The organism is Streptomyces sp. NPDC052236, assembly GCF_044548015.1.
GTDB lineage: Bacteria > Actinomycetota > Actinomycetes > Streptomycetales > Streptomycetaceae > Streptomyces.
Genome location: NZ_JBIUBL010000001.1, coordinates 796,546 through 815,932 on the forward strand (window position 1 = coordinate 796,546; position 19,387 = coordinate 815,932).

Sequence of the window (19,387 nt, forward strand, 5' to 3'; positions counted from 1 at the left end):
TACGAGCGCTGTACGAGGAGAGAGCGGACGGGATGGGGAAGATCACGGAGCCGGGACAGGACGGACCCGTAGCACCGGCACGGCGGGTGACCATCCGGGAGGTCGCCGACCGCGCCGGGGTGTCCATGGCCACGGTCTCGCGCGTCCTGAGCGGCAACTACGCCACCCCGGCGGCCACCAGGACCAGGGTGCTGCGGGCGGCGCGCGACCTCGACTATGTCGCCAACGCGCACGCCCGCGCCCTGGTCGGGGCCGGACGCAAGATGGTCGCCGTGGTCGTACGGCAGGTCACCAGCCCCTTCTACGCCCAGGTCGCCGAAGGCGTGGAGGCCGAGTCGGCCGTCCACGGCTGGCTCTGTCTGGTGGCCGCCACCGGCGGTGATCCCAAGCGGGAGCTGGAGGTCGTACAGCTCATGCGGGAAGAGGGCGCGCGGCTGGTGATCCTGGTCGGCGGCGTCATCCAGGACGACGCGTACCGGGAGCGCGTGACGCACTACGCGCAGGCGCTGAACGCGGCGGGCTCGCGGCTGGTGCTCTGCGGGCGCCCCGCCCCCGCCCCGGACATCCCGGCCCTGATCGTGGAGTTCGACAACGAGGCCGGAGCGCGCGCGGTCACCGGACATCTCCTGTCGGCGGGGCACCGCAGGATCGTGTTCGTCGGGGGGCTGCCCGGCAACACCGCTCTGGACGCCCGTGTCGCGGGCTACCGCGCCGCGCTCGCCGACCACGGGCTGCCGCCCGAGGCCGCCCGGGTCGTCGACTGCGGGCTCGGCAGGGCGGCCGGCCTGCGGGCGACGTCCGCCCTGCTCAAAGAGGTCAAAGAGGGAGGAGAGGAATTCACGGCCGTCGTCGCCGGGGACGACATGGTCGCCGCCGGAGTGCTGCGGGCCGTGGCCGACGCCGGGCTGCGCGTACCGCAGGACATCTCCGTCGTCGGCTACAACGACATCCCGCTCGCCGAAGACCTCAGCCCGCCCCTCACCACCGTCCGTACCCCCGCCGAGGAGCTCGGGCGCGCCGCGATCAGGCTCGCCCTGCGCGACCCCGAGCAGGCAGCGGGCACACACCACCTGCTCGGCACCCACATCGTCGTACGCGGCAGTGTTCAGCCGCCCCGTCCGGGGCCCGCCTCATCAGACGCCTCATCAGACGGCTCATCAGACGGAGGATCCGCCACCGTATGACCGCCCCCCACCCGACCCTCAGCCCACTGCGCAATCTTCCCGGTCTCCCCGGCCAGGACCTGCTCCGTTCCCCCGTCACCGGCTGGACCCGGGCGCACTGGGAGGCGGTCGCCGACCAGCTGCTGGACGCCCTCGTGCCGTACGCGTCCCCGGGCTTCGCCCAGTACCGGCTGCCCGGCCCGGCCAGCCACTCGGGCCCGCTCTCGGACGGCCTGGAGGGTTTCGCGCGCTCGTTCCTCCTCGCCGCCTTCCGGATCGCGGGCGCGAACGGGCAGGTGGACCCGTCGCTGATCGAGCGGTACGCGGCGGGGCTCGCGGCCGGCACCGATCCGCGCGGCGGCGAGGCGTGGCCCCCCATCACCGACCGGGCCCAGCCGATGGTCGAGGCCGCGTCCATCGCCATCGCGCTGCACGAGACCCGCCCCTGGCTGTGGGACCGGCTGGACGCGGGGGTGCGCGAGCGCGTCGCCGACTGGTTGGGCGGCTTCGTCGGCAAACGGCCGAACGACTCCAACTGGCTGCTGTTCCAGGTCGTGACCGAGGAGTTCCTCGCCTCCGTCGGGGCCCCGCACCGCCGCGCCGAGATCGACGGCGGACTCGACCGAATCGAGGACTGGTACCGCGGCGGCGGCTGGTACAGCGACGGCGAGGGCCGCAAGTTCGACTACTACAACGGCTGGGCGATGCATCTGTACCCGCTGCTGTGGGCGCGGATCGCGGGACCGCGGGCCGCTCCGGCACGGGTCGCCTCCTACCGGGCCAGGCTGCGCGAATTCCTCGCCTCCTACCAGTACTTCTTCGGCTCGGACGGCGCGCCCGTGCACCAGGGCCGCTCGCTGACGTACCGCTTCGCGACAGCCGCCCCGCTGTGGGCGGGCGCGCTGGCGGACGCGACCCCGCTGCCGCCAGGACGCACCCGCCGCCTCGCCTCCGGCGCGCTGCGCCACTTCGCGGAGCGCGGCGCGCCGGACGGGCGAGGACTGCTGAGGCTCGGCTGGTACGGGGCGTACGGGCCGGTCACCCAGCGATACTCGGGGCCCGCGTCCCCCTACTGGGCGAGCAAGGGGTTCCTCGGCCTGCTGCTGCCCGCGGACCATCCGGCGTGGACGGCGGTGGAGGAGCCGGGCCCGGTGGACAGCGCGGACGCGTATCTGGCGCTGCCCGAGCCGGGCTGGCTGCTGCACTCCACGGCCGGGGACGGGATCGTACGACTGGTGAACCACGGCAGCGACCGGCTGCCGCCGCCGCCCGCGACCGCCGAGGACAACCCGCACTACGCGAAATTCGGGTACGCCACCGCTGCCGCGCCCGACACCGGCGAGGTGGCGTGGGCGACGGGCATCGACAACCACATCGCTCTGGTGGGCGTCGACGGGAGTTCCTCGCGGCGCGGGCGGATTCACCCGTTGGGGGTCGGCGGGCGGCGCGCCGCGTCCTGGCACGCCCCGGCCGACGGGGTCCGGATCGAGACGACGAGCGTGGTGCACGGTCCGTGGGAGGTGCGGGTGCATCGTGTGTCGGTCGACACGGCCGCCGATGCGTCGGCCGTACGGGAGGGCGGCTGGGCCCTGGCGGACAGCGAGCCCCCGGTCACGGCATCCGGCCCCGGCTGGGCGCTGGCCCGCCGCGCGGACGGCCTGACCAGCGCGATTGTCGCCCTCCACGGCTGGGGCGACGCGGCGAGCGCGGTGGCGCGGTCGCGGGACGCGAATGCCTACGGGCCGCACTCGGCGACTCCGTATCTGACCCTGCCCAGGGGCGCGGGGTCCACCGGCCTGTTCGTCACGCTGGTCGTGCTGACGGGCGACGTGGACCGGTTCGGCTCACCGGAATCACTGCCGGCCGCCGCGTGGGCGGACGTCGCGGTGGATGTGACGGGGGACGGCGCGGTCGTCGTCCGCTTCGCCGACGGTGTGCGGGAGGAATTGGCACTCCGTACGCACTGACGGAAGAAGCCCCCTCGATGAGAGGGGGCTTCTTCCGTATAAAACAAAACGCTGACCGTGCCCCCAACGGGATTCGAACCCGTGCTACCGCCTTGAAAGGGCGGCGTCCTGGGCCACTAGACGATGAGGGCCAATTCGCCGGTAACGGCTGCTTCCTAGCGCGCCCGCGCGTGAGGACGTCAGAAGCATGTGACTCCGCTTTCCCCCGGAGGGTTCCGCTTTTCCTTGGCCCCTTGTGGGGTTGGGGACGGCCAAGCCCTGACCGTTGCCCTTAGGCATCACGAGACTGTACTACGGCATTTGGGCCTCGGCCAAACCGAATAGAGGCGAGGCCCCTCAGGGCGGGCTCTCCTCCGGCAGTCGGCGGCTGACCTCGGCTGTCGTCAGGCCCAGACCACCCAGTGTGATCTCGTCCCACGCCTGGAGCGTTCGGGTCGTACGGTCCAGATAGAGGATCGACGCCAGCACCTTCTCCGGCTTCTCGTTCTGCAGCGCCCGCAGCCCCCCGCCGCCCGTCGAGCCTTCGATCTTGAGGCGCGTGCCGTGCTTGAGTACCTCCGTTTCGCGGTGGTGGACATGGCCCGCCAGGACGAGCGGAACCTCGCCGTCCGTCTCGCGCGCGGCCACCGGGTTGTGGGCCACCGCGACGTCGACCGGCGTCCCGGCCCGCTCCTGGTCGCGCAGCGCGGAGGCGAGGCGGATGCCCGTCAGCCGTTCGGCCGGGTCACCCTGGGCGACGACCGAGCGGTCCGGCGTGAACTGGGGGTCGCCGCTGCCCGCGATGCGCAGGCCCGCGACGGTGACCGCCCTGCCGTTGTCGAGTACGTGCACATTCTTCAGGCGCGACAGATACGACTGGGTGACGGCGGAGTCGTGGTTGCCGCGGACCCAGACGTACGGCGCGCCCAGGTCGGGGATCGGGTCCAGGAACCCGTTCTCGGCGGCCGTGCCGTGGTCCATGGTGTCGCCCGAGTCGATGATCACGTCGATCTCGTACTGCTCGACCAGCGAGGCGATGATGTGCCACGCGGCCGGGTTGAGATGGATGTCGGAGACGTGCAGGACGCGCATCGTGGCGGGGTCCGGCTGGTACGTGGGCAGGGTCGAGGTCGCGTCGTACAGCTTGGTGACATTGGTGACCAGGCGCGCCAGTTCCTTCTGATAGACATCGAATTCGCTGACGATGGAGCGGGCGTTGCCGACGACGGAGGGGGCGCTCGACAGCAGGCCGGAGAATTTCGGCTCCAGGACGGACTTCGGGTTCCAGGTGGCGTACGCGGAGACGCCGGACGCGGCCAGCAGCGCGAGCGCGAGGCCGCCCGCGGCGAGGGCGCGGCGCGGGCGGCGGTAGACGGCGAGGCCCAGCGCGGTCGCGCCCGAGACAACGGCGACGACAGAGCGTACGGCCAGTTCGGTGGTGCCGCCCTTGACATCGGCGGCGACCTCGTCCTGGAGGCCGGAGAGGCGCTCGGGGTGTTCGACCAGGGCCTGGGAGCGGACCGGGTCGAGTTGGTCGACGGCGACGTCGAGGCGGATGGGAGCGACGTGGGAGTCGAGTTCCAGGGCGCCGAGCGGGGATACGTTGATCTTGGTGCCGCCGGAGAGGGACGGGCGCAGGGTCATGGTGGTGTCCATCGGGCCCACCGGCGTACGGACGCTGCCGACGATCAGCAGGCCGAGCCAGGCGCCGAGCAGGACCACGGTCGTCAGGCCGAGGGCGCGTGCCCATGGGTGCGGGGTGGGGACCAGGGCGCTGGTGGGGGCGGGGTGGCGCGAGCGGTAGTGGTGCCGGAGCCGGGCGAGCGCGGCTCGGATCCGTACCGGTGCGGGGCGGGCCATTGGTCCCGTATGCCCGGGACGGCAGGCAGCCATGCCGGGGCGTGGCGGGGCGTGACCGGGCGTGGCGGAGCGCCGGGGGTCGCACAGTGGGGCGTGGGGCGGGGCGACGTACGTGACAATGGCCGAGTGCTGGAGATGACGCGCGAGGAGTTCGAGGAACTGGTCGCCGAGGCGCTGGACAGGATCCCGCCGGAGCTGACGCGGCTGATGGACAACGTCGCGGTGTTCGTGGAGGACGAACCGGCCGCCGACGAGCCTGAGCTGCTCGGAATCTATGAGGGGACCCCGCTGACCGAGCGCGGGGAGTGGTACGCGGGTGTGCTGCCGGACCGGATCACCATCTACCGGGGGCCGACCCTGCGGATGTGCGAGAACCGCGAGGACGTGGTCGGGGAAACCGAGATCACTGTGGTGCACGAGATCGCTCACCACTTCGGGATCGATGACGAGCGGCTGCACGCGCTGGGGTACGGGTGAGTCCCCCGGAGCGGCCTGGCACGCCCGAGGCGATCGACCCGGACGTCGACCTCCATGTGCCGGCGCAGCGCGCGGAGACCGCGGGGAGCCGGAAGTGGCCGGTACTGGCGGCGATCTCGGCGGGCGGCGCGGCGGGGGCCACGGCCAGGTACGCGGCCTCAGTGCGGTGGCCCGCGGCCGAGGGCGCGTTCCCGTGGGCGGTCTTCTGGGTCAATGTGCTCGGCTGCGCCCTGATCGGCGTGCTGATGGTGCTGGTCAGCGAGCATGGCCGGGAGGCGCGTCGGCGGGTGCACCCGCTGGCGCGGCCGTTCCTGGGGGTCGGGTTGCTCGGCGGGTTCACCACTTTCTCGACGTACGCCCTGGACTTCTCCGTGCTGCTGACGCGCGAGGAGGTGGGCACCGCCCTGGCGTACGCGGCGGGGACGGTGGCCGGGGCGCTCGGCGCGGTGTGGCTGGCGGCCTCGGTGACCAGGGCGGTCGTGACCAGAGCGGCAGCGAGGTGAACTGGCTGCTGGTCGCGGTGGGCGCGGCGGTCGGCGCGCCGCTGCGGTATCTGACGGACCGGGCGGTGCAGGTGCGGCACGACTCGGTGTTCCCCTGGGGAACGTTCGTGGTGAACGCGGCCGGGAGCCTGGTGCTGGGGCTGCTCGCCGGGGCGGCGGTGTCCTCGGGGACGTACGCGCTGCTGGGGACGGGGCTGTGCGGCGCGCTGACGACGTACTCGACGTTCTCGTACGAGACGCTGCGGCTGGCGGAGCGGGGCTGGAGGTTCCTGGCGGCGGCGAATGTGGCGGCGTCGGTGCTGGTCGGGCTCGGAGCGGTGTTCCTGGGTGTGGATGTGGCGCGCGGGCTGGTGGCGTAAGGGCGTGTCCCCGTACGGGCGTGTCCCTTGTGGGCGTGTCCCCTGTGGGCGTGTCCCCTGTGGGGCGTAGGGAGTTGGGCAGGGGGACCCGGTCCCACACTCTCGTCCCACTCCTGTCCCGGAGGTGCGCCTGTGCGCCAGTTTTCCGTCCCCTCGTCAGTCCCTGGCCGCTTGGTTCTCTCGATTGCCGCATCGATAGCGGTCGCGGCGTCGGCGGGCTGTATGAGCGTGAACGACGACGAGGGCGGGAAGCCGAGGCCCAGTCCGTCGGTGAGCCGGCGGGGGACGGTGGCCGAGCCGGACGGCGGGCACGCGGCGCCGGGCACTCAGCAGGGCCGCGGCGGGCCTGCCGTACCGGACGAGAGCTCCACGGAGGCGGAGGGAGACGAGGCGGAGGCCTCACCCGGCGCGAGCGACTCCGCGTCCCCCACGGCGGCCCGGCCGTCGGGCGGCGAGCAGCGGCCGGAGCAGCCGGAGCGGCCGGAGGAGCCCGCGCCGACGGAGGGCGGGGCATCCCCCTCCGTACGGCCTTCGGCTCCGCCGCCGTCGCCGTCCGGGCAGCCGCCGGTGAGTCCAACGCCACAGCCGAGCGGGCCGTCGCAGCCGCCGACGGCGTCGTCCGCGCCGGAGGTGCGCGAGAAGGCGCTGCGGCGGCCGGACAGGCGGCCGATTGAGCCGGAGCCGAAGGCATCACCGCAGGTGGGGCCCGTGTAACCGGGGTCACAGCAGGCGCAGATTGCCATCGGCGGGGGAGGGTGCGTATGGTAGGAGATCGTTTGATCCATTGCCCGGCGCCGACACAGAAGCGCGCCGTGTGGCGCGTACTCTCCCCAGCCGTGGCTGACCGCATCGAGGCGGTCGAATTGCGAAATCACGGAGTTTGGGCGCGTGCCGAGACTCCGGAAGGTTTCGCATTTCGCATGTCAATTTCCAGTACTGATCACACCGTCATGCCCGAGAACAACGACGACGCTGCGGAGGCCGTAGTGGCCGCCGAGGCCGTTGAGGTCACCGAGGCCATTGAGGTCACCGAGATCGTTGAGGTCACCGAGGTCGTCGACGTCGTCGAGGTCGTCTCGGAGACGGTCGCCGAGACGGTTACCGAGACCGTTTCGGAGCAGGTTTCGGAGCCGGCTGAGGCTCCCGCGGAGCCGCAGGGACCCACGTTCAGCGACCTGGGCCTGCCCGAGGGCATCGTCCGCAAGCTCGCGCAGAACGGCGTCATCTCCCCCTTCCCGATCCAGGCCGCGACCATCCCGGACGCCCTGGCCGGCAAGGACATCCTGGGCCGCGGCCGTACCGGCTCCGGCAAGACGCTCTCCTTCGGTCTGCCCCTGCTGGCCACGCTCAGCGGTGAACACACCGAGAAGAAGAAGCCCCGCGGCATCATCCTCACCCCGACCCGTGAGCTCGCGATGCAGGTCGCGGACGCGCTCCAGCCGTACGGCGATGTGCTCGGCCTGAAGATGAAGGTCGTCTGCGGCGGTACGTCCATGAGCAACCAGATCTACGCGCTCGAGCGCGGCGTCGACGTCCTCGTCGCCACCCCGGGCCGACTGCGCGACCTCCTCAACCGCGGCGCGTGCTCGCTGGAGAAGGTCCAGGTCGCCGTCCTCGACGAGGCCGACCAGATGTCCGACCTGGGCTTCCTGCCCGAGGTCACCGAACTGTTCGACCAGATCCCGGCCGGCGGCCAGCGGATGCTCTTCTCCGCCACCATGGAGAACGAGATCGGCACGCTCGTCCGCCGCTACCTGGTCGACCCGGTCAGCCACGAGGTCGACAGCGCCCAGGGCAACGTCACGACCATGACGCACCACGTGCTCGTCGTGAAGCCCAAGGACAAGGCGCCGGTCACCGCGGCGATCGCCGCCCGCAAGGGCCGCACGATCATCTTCGTACGGACCCAGCTGGGCGCCGACCGTATCGCCGAGCAGCTCCAGGACTCGGGCGTCAAGGCCGACGCGCTGCACGGCGGCATGACGCAGGGCGCGCGTACGCGGGTTCTCGAGGACTTCAAGAAGGGCTACGTCAACGCGCTCGTCGCGACCGACGTCGCCGCTCGCGGCATCCACGTGGACGGCATCGACCTGGTCCTGAACGTGGACCCGGCGGGCGACCACAAGGACTACCTGCACCGTTCGGGCCGTACCGCTCGCGCGGGCAAGTCCGGCACGGTCGTCTCGCTGTCGCTGCCGCACCAGCGCCGCCAGATCTTCCGCCTGATGGAGGACGCGGGCGTCGACGCCTCGCGCCACATCGTGGCCGGAGCGGGCGCGTTCGAGCCGGAGGTCGCCGAGATCACCGGCGCCCGTTCGCTGACAGAGGTCCAGGCGGACTCCGCGAACAACGCCGCCAAGCAGGCGGAGCGCGAGGTTGTCGACCTGACCAAGCAGCTGGAGCGCATCCAGCGCCGTGCGACCGAGCTCCGCGAGGAGGCCGACCGCCTGGTGGCGCGTGCGGCGCGTGAGCGCGGCGACGACCCGGAGACCGCGGTCGCCGAGGCGACGGCCGAGGCCGAGGCTGAGGTGGCGGCTGAGGCCGAGGCCGCGGTGGCGGTGGCGCAGCAGCAGGCGGCGGAGCGTCGTGACGAGCGAGGCAGCTTCGAGCGCCGTGGCAACGACCGTGGTGACCGCGGCGGCGACCGTGGTGGCTTCCGCCGTGACAACGACCGGGTTGGCGAGCGTAGTGGCCGTCCGGCGTCGTCCGGTGGCTACCGCGGCCGTGACAACGACCGTCCGGCGTCGTCGGGTGGTTTCCGCCGTGACAACGACCGCCGTGACGACCGTGGCGGCCGTCCGGCGTCGTCGGGTGGCGGCTTCCGCCGCGACGACCGTCCCGCGACGGGTGGCGGCTTCCGCCGCGACGACCGCCCCACCGGTTCCTCGGGTTCCACGGGTGGCTTCAACCGTGACAACGACCGTCGTGACGACCGTGGTGGCCGCTCCTTCGAGCGCCGCGACGACCGTCCCGCGACGGGTGGCGGCTTCCGCCGCGACGACCGCCCCACCGGCGGCCACCGTGGCAGCGACCGCCCGTTCAACCGTGACCGCCGCGACGACCGTCCGGCGACCGGTGGCTTCCGCTCGACCGGCACGGACCGTCCCGCGGGCCGCCGTGACGACCACCGCGGCGGCACCGGCACCGGCACGAGCACCGGCTCCTTCGGGCGCCGGGACGACAAGCCGCGCTGGAAGCGCAACGACTGATTTGACCTGAACTGACGGTCTGACAGGGCCCGTACGGAACCGAGCAATTGGTGACGTACGGGCCCTGCTCTGTCAGTGGGCGCTGCGGAAACCTGTACCGGCACAGTGGCACTGGCGCCGGGTCGTTCGGCATCAGTGTGCGGATCGCCGAAGGGGGCTGGGCGGGCCTCAGGCTCTTCTAGAGACCGGCGGCCAGAGGGCTCGTACGCCACCGATCATCCGGTGGCGTACGAGCCCTTTCGTATGTGCACCGTACGGGCCGTTTCGGCTGTTCTGTCCGGTCGATGGATCAACGGGTGGCCGCTGTGTTACCAAGTGCGCTCCATCGCCCAACACTTGGAGGTTCCATGACGGGACGGCCGCTGATCAGGGGATCTGCTGTCGCCGCCCTCGCCCTCGCGCTTGCCGCGGGGTCGCTGCCGGGTCTGCTCGCCGCCGCGCAGGCCGCGGAGACCGGAACAGGACTCGCTCTTCCGGCCCCGGACCGCTACGCGCCGGTCCAGGACACCGTGTTCTTCGCCGGGGACTCCGGCTATCTGCACCGGCGCCCGACGGCCGACGGCTCGCCCGGCCCGTACCAGTGGCGCGGCTACGACGGCAGCGAGAAGCCCGTCGAAGGCTTCACCGGGACGCTCCCGACCCAGTACGGCTACTACGGGGCCGGGACCGATGTCCTGCCCGTGGCGTCGGGCAGCAGCGGACAGGTCCAGCTGCGCGACATGGCGACCGAGGAATCGAGCACGCTCACCGTTCCCGACGGGCAGAGCGCCATCGCGTCCTTCTCCACCACAGTGCTCTCGGTCTCGTACGACGAGTACTGGCGGATCGACCAGTTGCATGTCCTGCGGGTGAGGGACGGGGTCACCCAGGACCTCCCGGTCACCGCGCCGGATGGGGAGGCCTTCACCGAGCAGCCGGTGCTGGCCGGGGACGGCCGCACCGCCCTGATCCGGTTCCGCCACGCGTACCACATCGGCATACTCGACCTGGAGACCGGCGCGGTCACCACCATCCCGACGAATGTCGCCGTCGATGATTCCCTCAAGCTCCAGGCCGCGCTCTCGCCGACCCATGTCGCCTGGTACCAGCCGGGCATGAGCGGGGCCCGGGTGGTGTCCCGGGGCGACGCGACCGGCGCGCAGACCACGGTGGCGGTGCCGCGGATCGATTCCGGCGAGGCCACTCCGTACGTCGGCCTGGCGGGCGAGTGGCTGCTCACCACCTACCGAGGGGCGAGCGGCACCGGCGGCCCGCTGCTGGCCACCCCCCTCGACGGTGGCCAGGCACGCACGCTGCTCACGTCCGCGCAGCCCGACCTCGCGCAGATACCGGGCGGCGGCGCGGTCGCGGCCGGCGGCACGACGTCCGGCGACTGGGCGGTGCGCCGCGTCGAGGCCGCGCCGGACGGAAGCCTGGCGCTGCGCACGCTCGCCGCCGTGCCCGCGCAGGCCGCTCAGGTGCGGGGCGTCGCGCTGGCGGGCGGGCTGCTCGCCACCAAAGAGGAGGACAGCGCCGCTGTGCCCTCGTACCAGGTACGGAACGTCACCCTGGGCGCAACGCCTGCGGCGGGGCAGCGCTCGTATCTGACCGAGGCCCCCCGCGGGGACGTCTATGGCCAGCCGGTCGGCGCCGGCGACGGCTCGGTGCTGCACCTGCGGTACGACGATGTGGCGCAGCGCGATGTGCTGGTGCGGGCGTCCGGGCCCGGCGACCGTACCGAGATGGTGCCGCTCGACCAGAACATGGCACAGAACACCGGGTGGCGGCTGCGCGACGCGGCCGGCCGGTATGCCGTGTGGGGCGGGGGCAGTTACCGCTGGGTGGTCGACCTCGCGGCGGCCGGCGGCGCGAAGACGGTGCTGAGCGTGAGCCAGTCGGCGGTGGCCGTGTGGGGCACCAAGGTGTGGACCACCGACGGCAGCGGGGGCCGGATCGAATCCCGGGATCTCGTCTCCGGCGTGGTCAGTACGTACGCCGTGGGTGCGGACTGCCGTATCCAGGACATGCAGGCAGCCGGCCGCTGGGTGTACTGGGACTGCGCGGCACCGGACTCGACCGGTACGTCGGCGCTGCCGTTCGGCGTCTATGACCAGGCGACCGGGAAAAACATCGCGCTGCCGCAGCGCGGAAAGCTCGGCGACGGTTTCGTGGTCACCCACGACAAGGGCGCGGGCAAGCTGCTGCTGAGCGACTTCCACACGGGCACGGCGGCTCAGCCGCGTACGCTCGCGGACCTGTCCGTGGTGCCGGGGTGGAAGAACTTCGACGTGGACAAGTTCGGCGGCGGCATCGCCTGGGTCGACGGGGCCGGGGCCACCCATGTGGAGCCGTCCGGGGTACCCACTCAGCCGCTCACCGGGATGGCGGCCCGGACGGACGCGGCGGTGGGTCTCGCGTCCGGGGACACCACCTGGAACGGCTCCTGGCAACTGTCCAAGCCGGCGGCGGACGGCGCAACGGTGCTGATCAAACGCAAGGGCCGGGTGATCCGCACCCTCGACGCGCCGACGGCGGGCGCCGCGCTCTCGGCGGCCTGGGACGGCCGGCTGCCGGACGGCTCGACGGCGCCCCCGGGAACGTACACCTGGGAGTTGAACGCCACGCCGAAAGACGGACAGGGTGCCGCCCTGGCGTTGTCCGGTACTTTGACGGCAGGTTGACGCCGGGCGGTCAGCCACCGCGCGTGTCGTGCTCCCGGCAGGCCGATTGGCCGGGGGCACGACGGGCTGCCGGGGCGGGCACGCCGGGCCCAGGTGGGATACCCGATCGGCTGTCGGGTCGCGGCGGGCTATGCTCGGGGATGCATCGCCGAGGGCCGTTAGCTCAATTGGCAGAGCAGCGGACTTTTAATCCGTTGGTTGTGGGTTCGAGTCCCACACGGCCTACCGTCGGCAGGGCGGGGATAATCCCTCTGACCTGCTACTTAGCGCCTCGACTGGTTTCGACCGGCCGGGGCGCTTCGCCGTTTCCGGCCTTTTGCGTAAGCGATGCGTGAGCGGACGGCCCGGCAGCAGCCGCTATGGAGGCGGCCTTACGGGCACGAGGTACCAGCGCGGCGGCGGCTTCTGCGGCGGCTTTGTCGACCTCGGGCAGCAGGCTCGTGTACGTGTCCGAGGTCAGCGTGATCGTGGAGTGGCGCAGCGTCTCCTTGATCGTGTGCAGGTCACCGTCGGCGCCGTGGGTGAGGGTCGCGGCGACGTGTTCCGGTCGACTTCCGGAACGGCTTCATCTCGGCGAGCTTCGCCCGCTCGACGGCCAGCCGCTCACGCTCGGCTGCGACAGGGCGGCCCGGCTTGCTGGGCTTGCAGCGTGCGATCTGGTCGAGACGAGCCCGGCTCTCCGCCTCGATCACCTCATTGGCGTCGGCGATGGCATCGAACATCTCGACGAGGTGACCGACGTTGAGTCGGTCGAGGCGAATGTGTCCGGTGCGCGGCTTGAGATGTACACGTATGTGGGAGGCGTAGCCGTTGGTCGTCGTCCGGCGCGTCTTCTTGGACGCGAGCCAGTCGTCAAGCCAATCTCCCATCGTGCGCCGCGCCACCGACCAGTCGTCGGGTTCGGTGAGGTCCTCGAAGTCGCGGGTCGCGGCCTGCATGGCGCGGGTCGCGTAGTCGTGCCGACCGTTCTTGCTCAGCGCCGTGCCCACCCACAGGCGAGCCCTGGCGCGGTCCCGGCGGGAGAGCCGGTCGTCGACGGCGAGGGTTTCGTAATGGTGGGCGGCAACCTCTAGCTTGCCGGACATTTCCGTGACCACTGCGAGGGAGAGGTCGAGCTGGGCGACACGGCGTGGGATGTCGAGCTGGGTGAAGACCGCGCGAGCCCCGGCGTAGGAGTGCTGGGCGGAGAGTGGGCCGAGCACAGAGCCTTGGTCGCGTTTGAGGTCACCGAGCAGCGCGGTTGAACGTGCGAAAAGGTACAGGCCCTTTTCATCCAGTTCCCGGGCGTTGAACCGCACCAACCAGCGGCTGAGCAGGCTGTCGGCGAAGGCGAAGTTCTGACGGGAGAGCGCGACCACGACGCGGTCCAGGTCCTCGACCCACGATTCGTACTCCCAGGCTCGGGGACCGGCGGCGGTGATACGCCGTCCGGCGTTCTGCACGGTGCTGGCCATCTCGGACAGGAGCGTCTCGAAGCGCAGGTGGGCGGGGGCGTCCGCGCGTCCGAGGGCGGTGTCGAGGATGGCCTGGGTGTCGGGTCTGGGCTCGGTTTCGGCGGGCTTGCTCTCCCACTTCGACACCGTCGCGACGGCCACGCCGAGGTGCTCGGCAAAGGCCCGCACACTCAAGCGCAGGGCGCTCGGTCTGGACCCGCTGCCGCAATCCGCCGACGCCTCTCGGCTCGACACCTACCTGGATACCGCATGCGGGGCCGACCGGCTGCTGTTCGGGCTTGCCCGCACCCGATGACCCCCTGCAACTTCCTGCACGGCCCCGGTTGTACGGATGAGAGGGAACTGCCATGGAAACCTTCGAACGCGCCAAGTTGGACGCCTACTTCTCCCGGATCGCCGTCCAGTTTGCCCCCGACGAGCGGACCTCTTCGTTCCTGATCACCCACCAACTGGCCGAGCGCCCCGCATTCGTCCGCGCCGTTGCCGCGATGACGCGGCTCACGGCGGTGCTGCCCAAGCCGAAGTCCGTCCACCCGGCTGCCCAGCGCGAGACCGAGCAGACAGTCGCAGTCGACACCCTGACCCGCGAACTGTTCACCGACCCGGACACCGCTCTGGACTACTTCGAATCCCGGGCCGCCGGGGAACCCGTCTCCCTCCTCGACGTCGGAGGCTACTTCGCCCCCACCCTCACTGACATCCACAGCCGCTTCACCGGCCGCCTGGTCGGTGTCGTCGAGGACACCGAGAACGGCCACCGCCGCTACGAAGCCCTCGACAAACTGCCCTGCCCCGTCATCTCGGTGGCCCGCTCCCCGCTCAAGGACCCCGAGGACTACCTCGTCGGCCAGTCCGTCGTGTTCTCCACCGAGGCCGTCATGCGGGGCCGCGGCGACATCCTCCACGGCCGCCCCGCCCTCGTGATCGGCTTCGGCAAGCTCGGCTCCTCCATTGCCCGGCTCCTGCACGCCAAGGGTGTCCAGGTCACCGTCTTCGACATCGACCCCGTACGCCGCACCCAGGCCCTGTCCCAGAGGTTCACCGTCGCGCGCGACCGCGAGACCGCGCTCACCGGCGCCGGCCTGGTGCTCTGCGCGACCGGCGCGGTCTCTCTGCGCGGCGAGGACTTCTCCCACCTGCGCAACGGCGCCTACGTCGCCACCGTCACCTCCAGCGAGGACGAGCTTGACCTTGCCGGCCTGCCGGACGTCTACACCCGCACGGTCGTCGGCGACCACGTCACCCGCTACCAAACCACCGGCCATTACTTCTATCTGGCGAACGGCGGCAATGCCGTCAACTTCATCCACGGCGCGAGCGTTGGGCCGTTCATCTTCCTGATCCAGGCCGAGATCCTCGCCGCGATCAGGATGCTTACCCGCGAAGACCTCGCCCCTGGCATCCACGAGGTCCCCGCACCTGACCGCGAGGCCATCGCGGCAACCTGGCTCTCCTACTTCAACAGGTGATCACCATGCCCATCACGGCCAACCACATCCGCACCACCATCACCGCGTACCTCGACCAGCACCCCGAGGACAAGCGCGAGATCGACATCGTCCAGGGCCTCCTCGACGACGGCGACGACCTCACCAGCCGCAAGTCCCTGCCAGGACACGTCACCGCCGGCGCGATCCTCGTCGGCCGCGACGGCCGTGTCCTGCACATCCTCCACAACGCCACAGGCAAATGGCTGCTGCCCGGCGGCCACATCGAGCCCTCCGACGACACCCTCCTGCAAGCCGCCGGCCGTGAACTCGCCGAGGAGACCGGCATCCCGCCCTACGTCGTCACCCCGCACAGCGAGACCCCACTGCACATCGACGTCCACCCCATCGACGCCAACCCCACCAAGGACGAGCCCGCCCACCAACACTTCGACTTCCGCTTCCTCTTTCGTACCGCCGCCGACATCGGCGAACTGCAGACCGAAGAGGTCACCGACGCCGCGTGGCGCACGGTGGATAGTCTCGCCGACGAGCGGCTGAAGCAACGGGTCGCCCGGGCGCTTCTCTGACCATCGAGGGCCGGCGACTCCCGAGCACGACTACGATGCCGCCGGGCTCGGGGCGCCCGCGCGTGCGGTCGGTTGCGGCACAGCTTCTCTTGGCCCGGGTCTTATTCGGCATCGCCGGTCGGGGCCTGGGATCCAGACGGTTCCACAGACCTCGTACCGGCACTCTCGCCCTTCGTGCCCACCTCCAGTGGGGCTTGGCGCCGCCGTTGGAGCTGAACCCGTTCGTCGTCCGGGATATTCATCGACTCGGCCAGCACGGCGGCGAGCGCGGCCACGTCGGTGTTGTCGATGTCGGAGTCGAAGAGCCACCGGATGTTGTCCTCGGGCGTTATGAGGTCGATCGCTGAGCGCCCGTTTCCGTCCCGTGTGGCCGGTGCTCGGACGTATCGCACTCGGTCTATCGGGATGTCATGACCGATCTCGCCTTGCCCGAGGAATGCGTTCGCCTTGGCCGTGATGATGCGGCGATCCGTGACGGCGACCAGATTTCTTGCCGCCGCCTTGTCCATCGCCGGCGCTACCTTCCCCTTTGCTCCGTCGAGGATCGCACCAATTCGAGCGGGGGCATCGAGGCCGAGGACGCGGAGGGTCTCACCGTCCTCGAGGAACCATCGCAGGATGCGAAGGTACCGCTCGAGATCCAGTGACTTGGGCGCGCAGACGACGGCGGGAGCTTGGAGTGGAGGGACCGGTGGATGGAGAGCGTCGGCAAGAGGCTGGATGGCCTCCAGAAGATGGGCACTGGTGAGGCGAGCCTTCTTTGAGTCCTTCCGCTTCCCTATCAGCGGCACTGCTGCGCGTCCGGGGAGCTCGGCGATGATTCGTAGTTCCCGCGTCAGCGAGTCGACGAGGCTCGTCGTCTCGGCCAGGGCTGAGTTGAACTCCTCGCCGGTCTCGCGCTCAATGATCTCAACGAGGCGTGCCTCATCAGCTTCTTCGCGTCCAGCGGCTCTCGCACGCGCAGCGTGGAGCGTCTGGTATCCGGTCCATGCCTTGAGCGAAGACAGGAGGGCGTGGGCGTCGAAGACGATTGCATTGGCGTTCGTCTCGAGATACTGACGTCGGTCACGTGTGTCGAGCTGACTGAGCTGCCGGATGTGTTCGCCGACGTTCAGTCGGTACGTTTCGCGCTGCTTACGCAGGTCATTGTCTTTAGCCGCGACTTTCTCCCACTCGGTCGTCGTGACCGACCCGAGCTCGCGCGCGCGGCCAACTGCGCGATCGACGGTGTCGACGAGCGCCGTCAGGTCGGCCCACTGCCCGTGGCGCATGGTCGTGAGAACCTGGCTTGTCAGCGCGATGTTGGTTCTGACGAGGCCCGCGACGTGGCTCAGCATCATCTGAAGCGCGACCATGGCCAGTGCCGGCCCGATCGCGGCCGCGACCCCCGCCGCGCTAACCGCAGTCACAGGGATCCAGCGGACCTGATGGACTATCTTGCCGTTGGCGAAAACTGCCCCGAGATTCGCGCCATCCTTGGCGGCGAGCGCTCCGCCGGCGCTCAGATACGCCCTCGCCGCGTCGCCGAGCCTGTAGACCCCCTCCACGCTGGCGAATGCGTTTGCGAGGTTGCCGCCCACGGTCGCTGTGTTGCCAATCGAGGCGAGGGCTGCCGAGATCCGCGTGCGGTCCTCGACGGACACGAGCCCCAAGTCGATCGGATAGAGCTTGAGCTCCGAAATGAGCTCCGCAGGAACCTCCCCGAAGGCGACGGCAAGCCCTGGCTGCACCTCCACCAGGACCGTCGATGCCGTCGTCGAATCGCTACCCGAGTGGGGTGCCGGATAGTCCGCATCACGTGAATCGGTGGTATCGCTCCGGCCGTTCCCATCAGGCTCGGCGGCCTCCATCGAGTCAGAAGGGTCCTGCATGCGATCTCCTCCCCGTGACGGTGTGCAACGGCCTGACGTCGTCGGCGTTCACGGCCGAAGAGTACGTCAGGCCGCCGTGCGGCCAGTGACGTTTGCTCAGTGAAGGTAGCTTCCAGATTCCGTTGAGGACGAAGGCGACGCGGGCGATGTCGCCGACGTGGCTGGCGGAGATCATTTCACTGAGAAAACCTCAGTGACCCTCCTCCGCCCGAACACGCTCCAAGCACCACGCAGGGCGATAAGCGGGCGACCGTGGGGATGGCCCGAGGGTCGCAGTCAGAGTTGCATTCACGCTCGTTCAGCATGGGCCGGGCGGCTACCGGCCCGTACGATCTGGTTCCCCGCGATGCCCGGCCACAGGCTGGCCTCCCGCAGCGCGGCCAGCGTAAGCCGCACATCGGGGTAGAGGCCGTCCTCGCCGAACCATTCCGGCTTCCCAGCTGCCGCACGCTTCTCGCGCTCCTCGGTCAGGTCGAACCCCGGACGGCACTCCTGGAACGTCTCGCGGTAGTCGCGACCCTGCGCAATGACCGCCCCGAACATCGCCGCAAGACACTCACCCACGTCGAACACCACCGCACGAATCATGCTCCGCAAGTACGGTGCAGCGTGGGGAGTAGCCAGCCCTGTCAGACTGGAGCTGAATACCCACCCCGTCTCAAGCACAGCGAGCGCCCTCGGTTCGTTCGCGACCGTCGCGCACCTCGAACACGGGCATCCGGGCAAGCTCGATCCACTCGTCGTCGACATCGTGGATTCGCTCAGGCAGGTGGCAGCGGGAATGTCGCCGGTGGGCGGCGCCCCGCCCGAGCCCAAGCCGACACCGACGCGTACCGGGAAGCGGGGTGGATCACTGGGGCGCCGCAAGTGTGGCGGCGGGGCGGCACGGCCGACCGAAGCGGGCACATTTCTGCTCGAATCCTGGGGGGAGCCATCCACCACTCAGCAGACGAGGATGCGCGGGAAACGCGGTGATGGCGGCGACAGCAAAGGCGAGGGACGCCCATGGTGTGTGCACCATCGTCGTCACCTGCTGGCCGCGAGTATTGACAAAGCTCGTCTGGAACGTAGCAACGCTGACGAGGTCGATCGTGCTCAGGGCCTTCCAATCAAGGTCAAGTCCGCTCGTGCTGCTCGCAAAGTGCAGCTTCTGACGGGTGATCGTCACCTCTCCCGGGCCGTCGACCATCCATCGTGGTTGGGCGTCACGTGCCGCCTGGCGCCGCCTGGCGGAGTTGCCTACTGCGGAACCCACAAGACTCCCGATGACGAATGCGGGATTGCCGACGGCGACCACACTGTTGTGCTGGTACTCCCCGTTGCCTGGGGCTCGCCAGGTCGAACGCTGACCGGGGCCGACAGCAAGGGCACGGTCGTCATGCTCCAGTCTCGCTGTCGTGGCGATCAACGGACGGCGAGCCAGACCGCCTGCAAGGAGATGCGCGACGATCTCGCACGAGTGCCACAGATGGTCGTCCAGGGATGACCACACCGGGGTGCTCACGTGCCCCGGTGGCGGCGCGAAGGGATTGGCCTCTGTCACTCTGGCGGGTCCGTTTCCCGAGGGCGCTTGATCACTTAGTGCGATCGAGTGTACCCAGGGGGCTCCTCAGTCGGCAGGAATTTTCGGACTTTGCCGCCATGGCTGATCCTCGTGTTCGGCGATGCAAGAGAGGCAGCAGGCACACGTACCTCTTGGCCGTTACCAGCGACATTGGCGCCGTCGGGTTGATCGCGTTGGCGTCGACGTACACGCTGAAGGTGTGGCCGGCGACGGTGGCCGCCATGTCCTCGGCGGCTTGTGGCGGGCAGATCGAGAGGACGACGTCGCTTCTCTTCAGTGCCGCGTCGAGCGAGTCGCATGCAGT

14 protein-coding genes, 2 tRNA genes and 1 pseudogene are annotated in these 19,387 nt (G+C 70.3%); 11 read left to right on the forward strand and 6 right to left on the reverse strand.

The window, feature by feature from the left end; translation table 11 throughout:
* The first annotated feature begins 32 nt into the window (after positions 1-32).
* The gene (locus ACIHCQ_RS03795) at positions 33-1,184 is read left to right on the forward strand and encodes a LacI family DNA-binding transcriptional regulator (RefSeq protein WP_399657461.1); all 1,152 of its coding nucleotides are present in this window, start codon (positions 33-35) and stop codon (positions 1,182-1,184) included.
* Complete coding sequence (locus tag ACIHCQ_RS03800) at positions 1,181-3,130, forward strand: DUF2264 domain-containing protein (protein ID WP_399657464.1); 1,950 nt, start codon at positions 1,181-1,183, stop codon at positions 3,128-3,130. Before ACIHCQ_RS03795 ends, ACIHCQ_RS03800 begins: the two co-directional genes overlap by 4 nt.
* Before the next feature lie 58 nt (positions 3,131-3,188).
* On the opposite strand, the gene ACIHCQ_RS03805 is transcribed toward ACIHCQ_RS03800, so the two are convergent.
* Together ACIHCQ_RS03805 and ACIHCQ_RS03810 are read right to left on the reverse strand one after the other, a co-directional pair.
* Positions 3,189-3,261, reverse strand: a tRNA-Glu gene (locus ACIHCQ_RS03805).
* A gap of 205 nt (positions 3,262-3,466) precedes the next feature.
* Complete coding sequence (locus ACIHCQ_RS03810) at positions 3,467-4,969, reverse strand: metallophosphoesterase (RefSeq protein WP_399657466.1); 1,503 nt, start codon at positions 4,967-4,969, stop codon at positions 3,467-3,469.
* 126 nt (positions 4,970-5,095) lie between these two features.
* On the opposite strand from ACIHCQ_RS03810, the gene ACIHCQ_RS03815 reads away from it, so the two are divergent.
* Genes ACIHCQ_RS03815 through ACIHCQ_RS03825 form a run of 3 tightly spaced genes read left to right on the forward strand, consistent with a single transcriptional unit; the run spans position 5,096 to position 6,308 of the window.
* On the forward strand, positions 5,096-5,446 hold the full coding sequence (locus ACIHCQ_RS03815) for a metallopeptidase family protein (protein ID WP_399657469.1): 351 nt from the start codon (positions 5,096-5,098) through the stop codon (positions 5,444-5,446).
* The gene (locus ACIHCQ_RS03820) at positions 5,443-5,949 is read left to right on the forward strand and encodes a fluoride efflux transporter FluC (protein WP_399657472.1); all 507 of its coding nucleotides are present in this window, start codon (positions 5,443-5,445) and stop codon (positions 5,947-5,949) included. Before ACIHCQ_RS03815 ends, ACIHCQ_RS03820 begins: the two co-directional genes overlap by 4 nt.
* The gene (locus ACIHCQ_RS03825; protein ID WP_399657474.1) at positions 5,946-6,308 is read left to right on the forward strand and encodes a fluoride efflux transporter FluC; all 363 of its coding nucleotides are present in this window, start codon (positions 5,946-5,948) and stop codon (positions 6,306-6,308) included. The genes ACIHCQ_RS03820 and ACIHCQ_RS03825 overlap by 4 nt, the downstream gene beginning before the upstream one ends.
* 326 nt (positions 6,309-6,634) lie before the next feature.
* Here the strand turns inward: ACIHCQ_RS03825 and ACIHCQ_RS03830 are convergent, their stop codons facing one another.
* Positions 6,635-7,051: a hypothetical protein gene (locus ACIHCQ_RS03830; protein ID WP_399657477.1), complete on the reverse strand. Its 417-nt coding sequence runs from the start codon at positions 7,049-7,051 to the stop codon at positions 6,635-6,637.
* Between the two features lie 177 nt (positions 7,052-7,228).
* Between ACIHCQ_RS03830 and ACIHCQ_RS03835 the strand changes: the two genes are divergently transcribed.
* The 3 genes from ACIHCQ_RS03835 to ACIHCQ_RS03845 all read left to right on the forward strand — a co-directional run bounded on the left by ACIHCQ_RS03835 (position 7,229) and on the right by ACIHCQ_RS03845 (position 12,402).
* Entirely contained in the window at positions 7,229-9,517 is a 2,289-nt protein-coding gene (locus tag ACIHCQ_RS03835) for a DEAD/DEAH box helicase (protein ID WP_399657479.1), read from the forward strand.
* 347 nt (positions 9,518-9,864) lie between these two features.
* A complete protein-coding gene (locus ACIHCQ_RS03840) occupies positions 9,865-12,177 on the forward strand; it encodes a FlgD immunoglobulin-like domain containing protein (protein WP_399657481.1) in 2,313 nt (770 codons plus the stop codon).
* Between the two features lie 152 nt (positions 12,178-12,329).
* A tRNA-Lys gene (locus ACIHCQ_RS03845) sits at positions 12,330-12,402 on the forward strand.
* Between the two features lie 278 nt (positions 12,403-12,680).
* On the opposite strand, the gene ACIHCQ_RS03850 is transcribed toward ACIHCQ_RS03845, so the two are convergent.
* Positions 12,681-13,799: a hypothetical protein gene (locus tag ACIHCQ_RS03850; protein WP_399657638.1), complete on the reverse strand. Its 1,119-nt coding sequence runs from the start codon at positions 13,797-13,799 to the stop codon at positions 12,681-12,683.
* A 179-nt stretch (positions 13,800-13,978) separates the two neighbouring features.
* Here ACIHCQ_RS03850 and ACIHCQ_RS03855 point away from each other — a divergent pair, with 179 nt between their 5' ends.
* Positions 13,979-15,100 carry an adenosylhomocysteinase gene (locus ACIHCQ_RS03855; RefSeq protein ID WP_399657484.1) on the forward strand — a complete coding sequence of 374 codons (1,122 nt, stop codon included), beginning with the start codon at positions 13,979-13,981 and terminating at the stop codon, positions 15,098-15,100.
* Between the two features lie 5 nt (positions 15,101-15,105).
* On the forward strand, positions 15,106-15,648 hold the full coding sequence (locus tag ACIHCQ_RS03860; protein ID WP_399657487.1) for an NUDIX hydrolase: 543 nt from the start codon (positions 15,106-15,108) through the stop codon (positions 15,646-15,648).
* A 101-nt stretch (positions 15,649-15,749) separates the two neighbouring features.
* Here the strand turns inward: ACIHCQ_RS03860 and ACIHCQ_RS03865 are convergent, their stop codons facing one another.
* Together ACIHCQ_RS03865 and ACIHCQ_RS03870 are read right to left on the reverse strand one after the other, a co-directional pair.
* Positions 15,750-17,519 (reverse strand): hypothetical protein, encoded by a 1,770-nt coding sequence (locus ACIHCQ_RS03865; RefSeq protein ID WP_399657490.1) that lies wholly within the window; start codon positions 17,517-17,519, stop codon positions 15,750-15,752.
* 318 nt (positions 17,520-17,837) lie between these two features.
* A pseudogene (locus tag ACIHCQ_RS03870) lies at positions 17,838-18,107 on the reverse strand (haloacid dehalogenase); the annotation flags it as partial.
* Between ACIHCQ_RS03870 and ACIHCQ_RS03875 the strand changes: the two are divergent.
* Positions 18,106-19,005: a hypothetical protein gene (locus ACIHCQ_RS03875; protein WP_399657492.1), complete on the forward strand. Its 900-nt coding sequence runs from the start codon at positions 18,106-18,108 to the stop codon at positions 19,003-19,005. The pseudogene ACIHCQ_RS03870 and the gene ACIHCQ_RS03875 overlap by 2 nt on opposite strands.
* Positions 19,006-19,387 lie beyond the last annotated feature (382 nt).

Excerpts from the sequence above, each read along its gene's own strand:
- ACIHCQ_RS03835 (WP_399657479.1), top strand. The coding sequence starts at position 7,229 with ATGTCAATTTCCAGTACTGATCACACCGTCATGCCCGAGAACAACGAC.
- ACIHCQ_RS03795 (WP_399657461.1), top strand. The coding sequence starts at position 33 with ATGGGGAAGATCACGGAGCCGGGACAGGACGGACCCGTAGCACCGGCA.
- ACIHCQ_RS03810 (WP_399657466.1), bottom strand. The coding sequence starts at position 4,969 with ATGGCCCGCCCCGCACCGGTACGGATCCGAGCCGCGCTCGCCCGGCTC.
- ACIHCQ_RS03840 (WP_399657481.1), top strand. The coding sequence starts at position 9,865 with ATGACGGGACGGCCGCTGATCAGGGGATCTGCTGTCGCCGCCCTCGCC.
- ACIHCQ_RS03800 (WP_399657464.1), top strand. The coding sequence starts at position 1,181 with ATGACCGCCCCCCACCCGACCCTCAGCCCACTGCGCAATCTTCCCGGT.
- ACIHCQ_RS03875 (WP_399657492.1), top strand. The coding sequence starts at position 18,106 with ATGCTCCGCAAGTACGGTGCAGCGTGGGGAGTAGCCAGCCCTGTCAGA.
- ACIHCQ_RS03865 (WP_399657490.1), bottom strand. The coding sequence starts at position 17,519 with ATGCAGGACCCTTCTGACTCGATGGAGGCCGCCGAGCCTGATGGGAAC.
- ACIHCQ_RS03830 (WP_399657477.1), bottom strand. The coding sequence starts at position 7,051 with ATGGCAATCTGCGCCTGCTGTGACCCCGGTTACACGGGCCCCACCTGC.
- ACIHCQ_RS03855 (WP_399657484.1), top strand. The coding sequence starts at position 13,979 with ATGGAAACCTTCGAACGCGCCAAGTTGGACGCCTACTTCTCCCGGATC.
- ACIHCQ_RS03860 (WP_399657487.1), top strand. The coding sequence starts at position 15,106 with ATGCCCATCACGGCCAACCACATCCGCACCACCATCACCGCGTACCTC.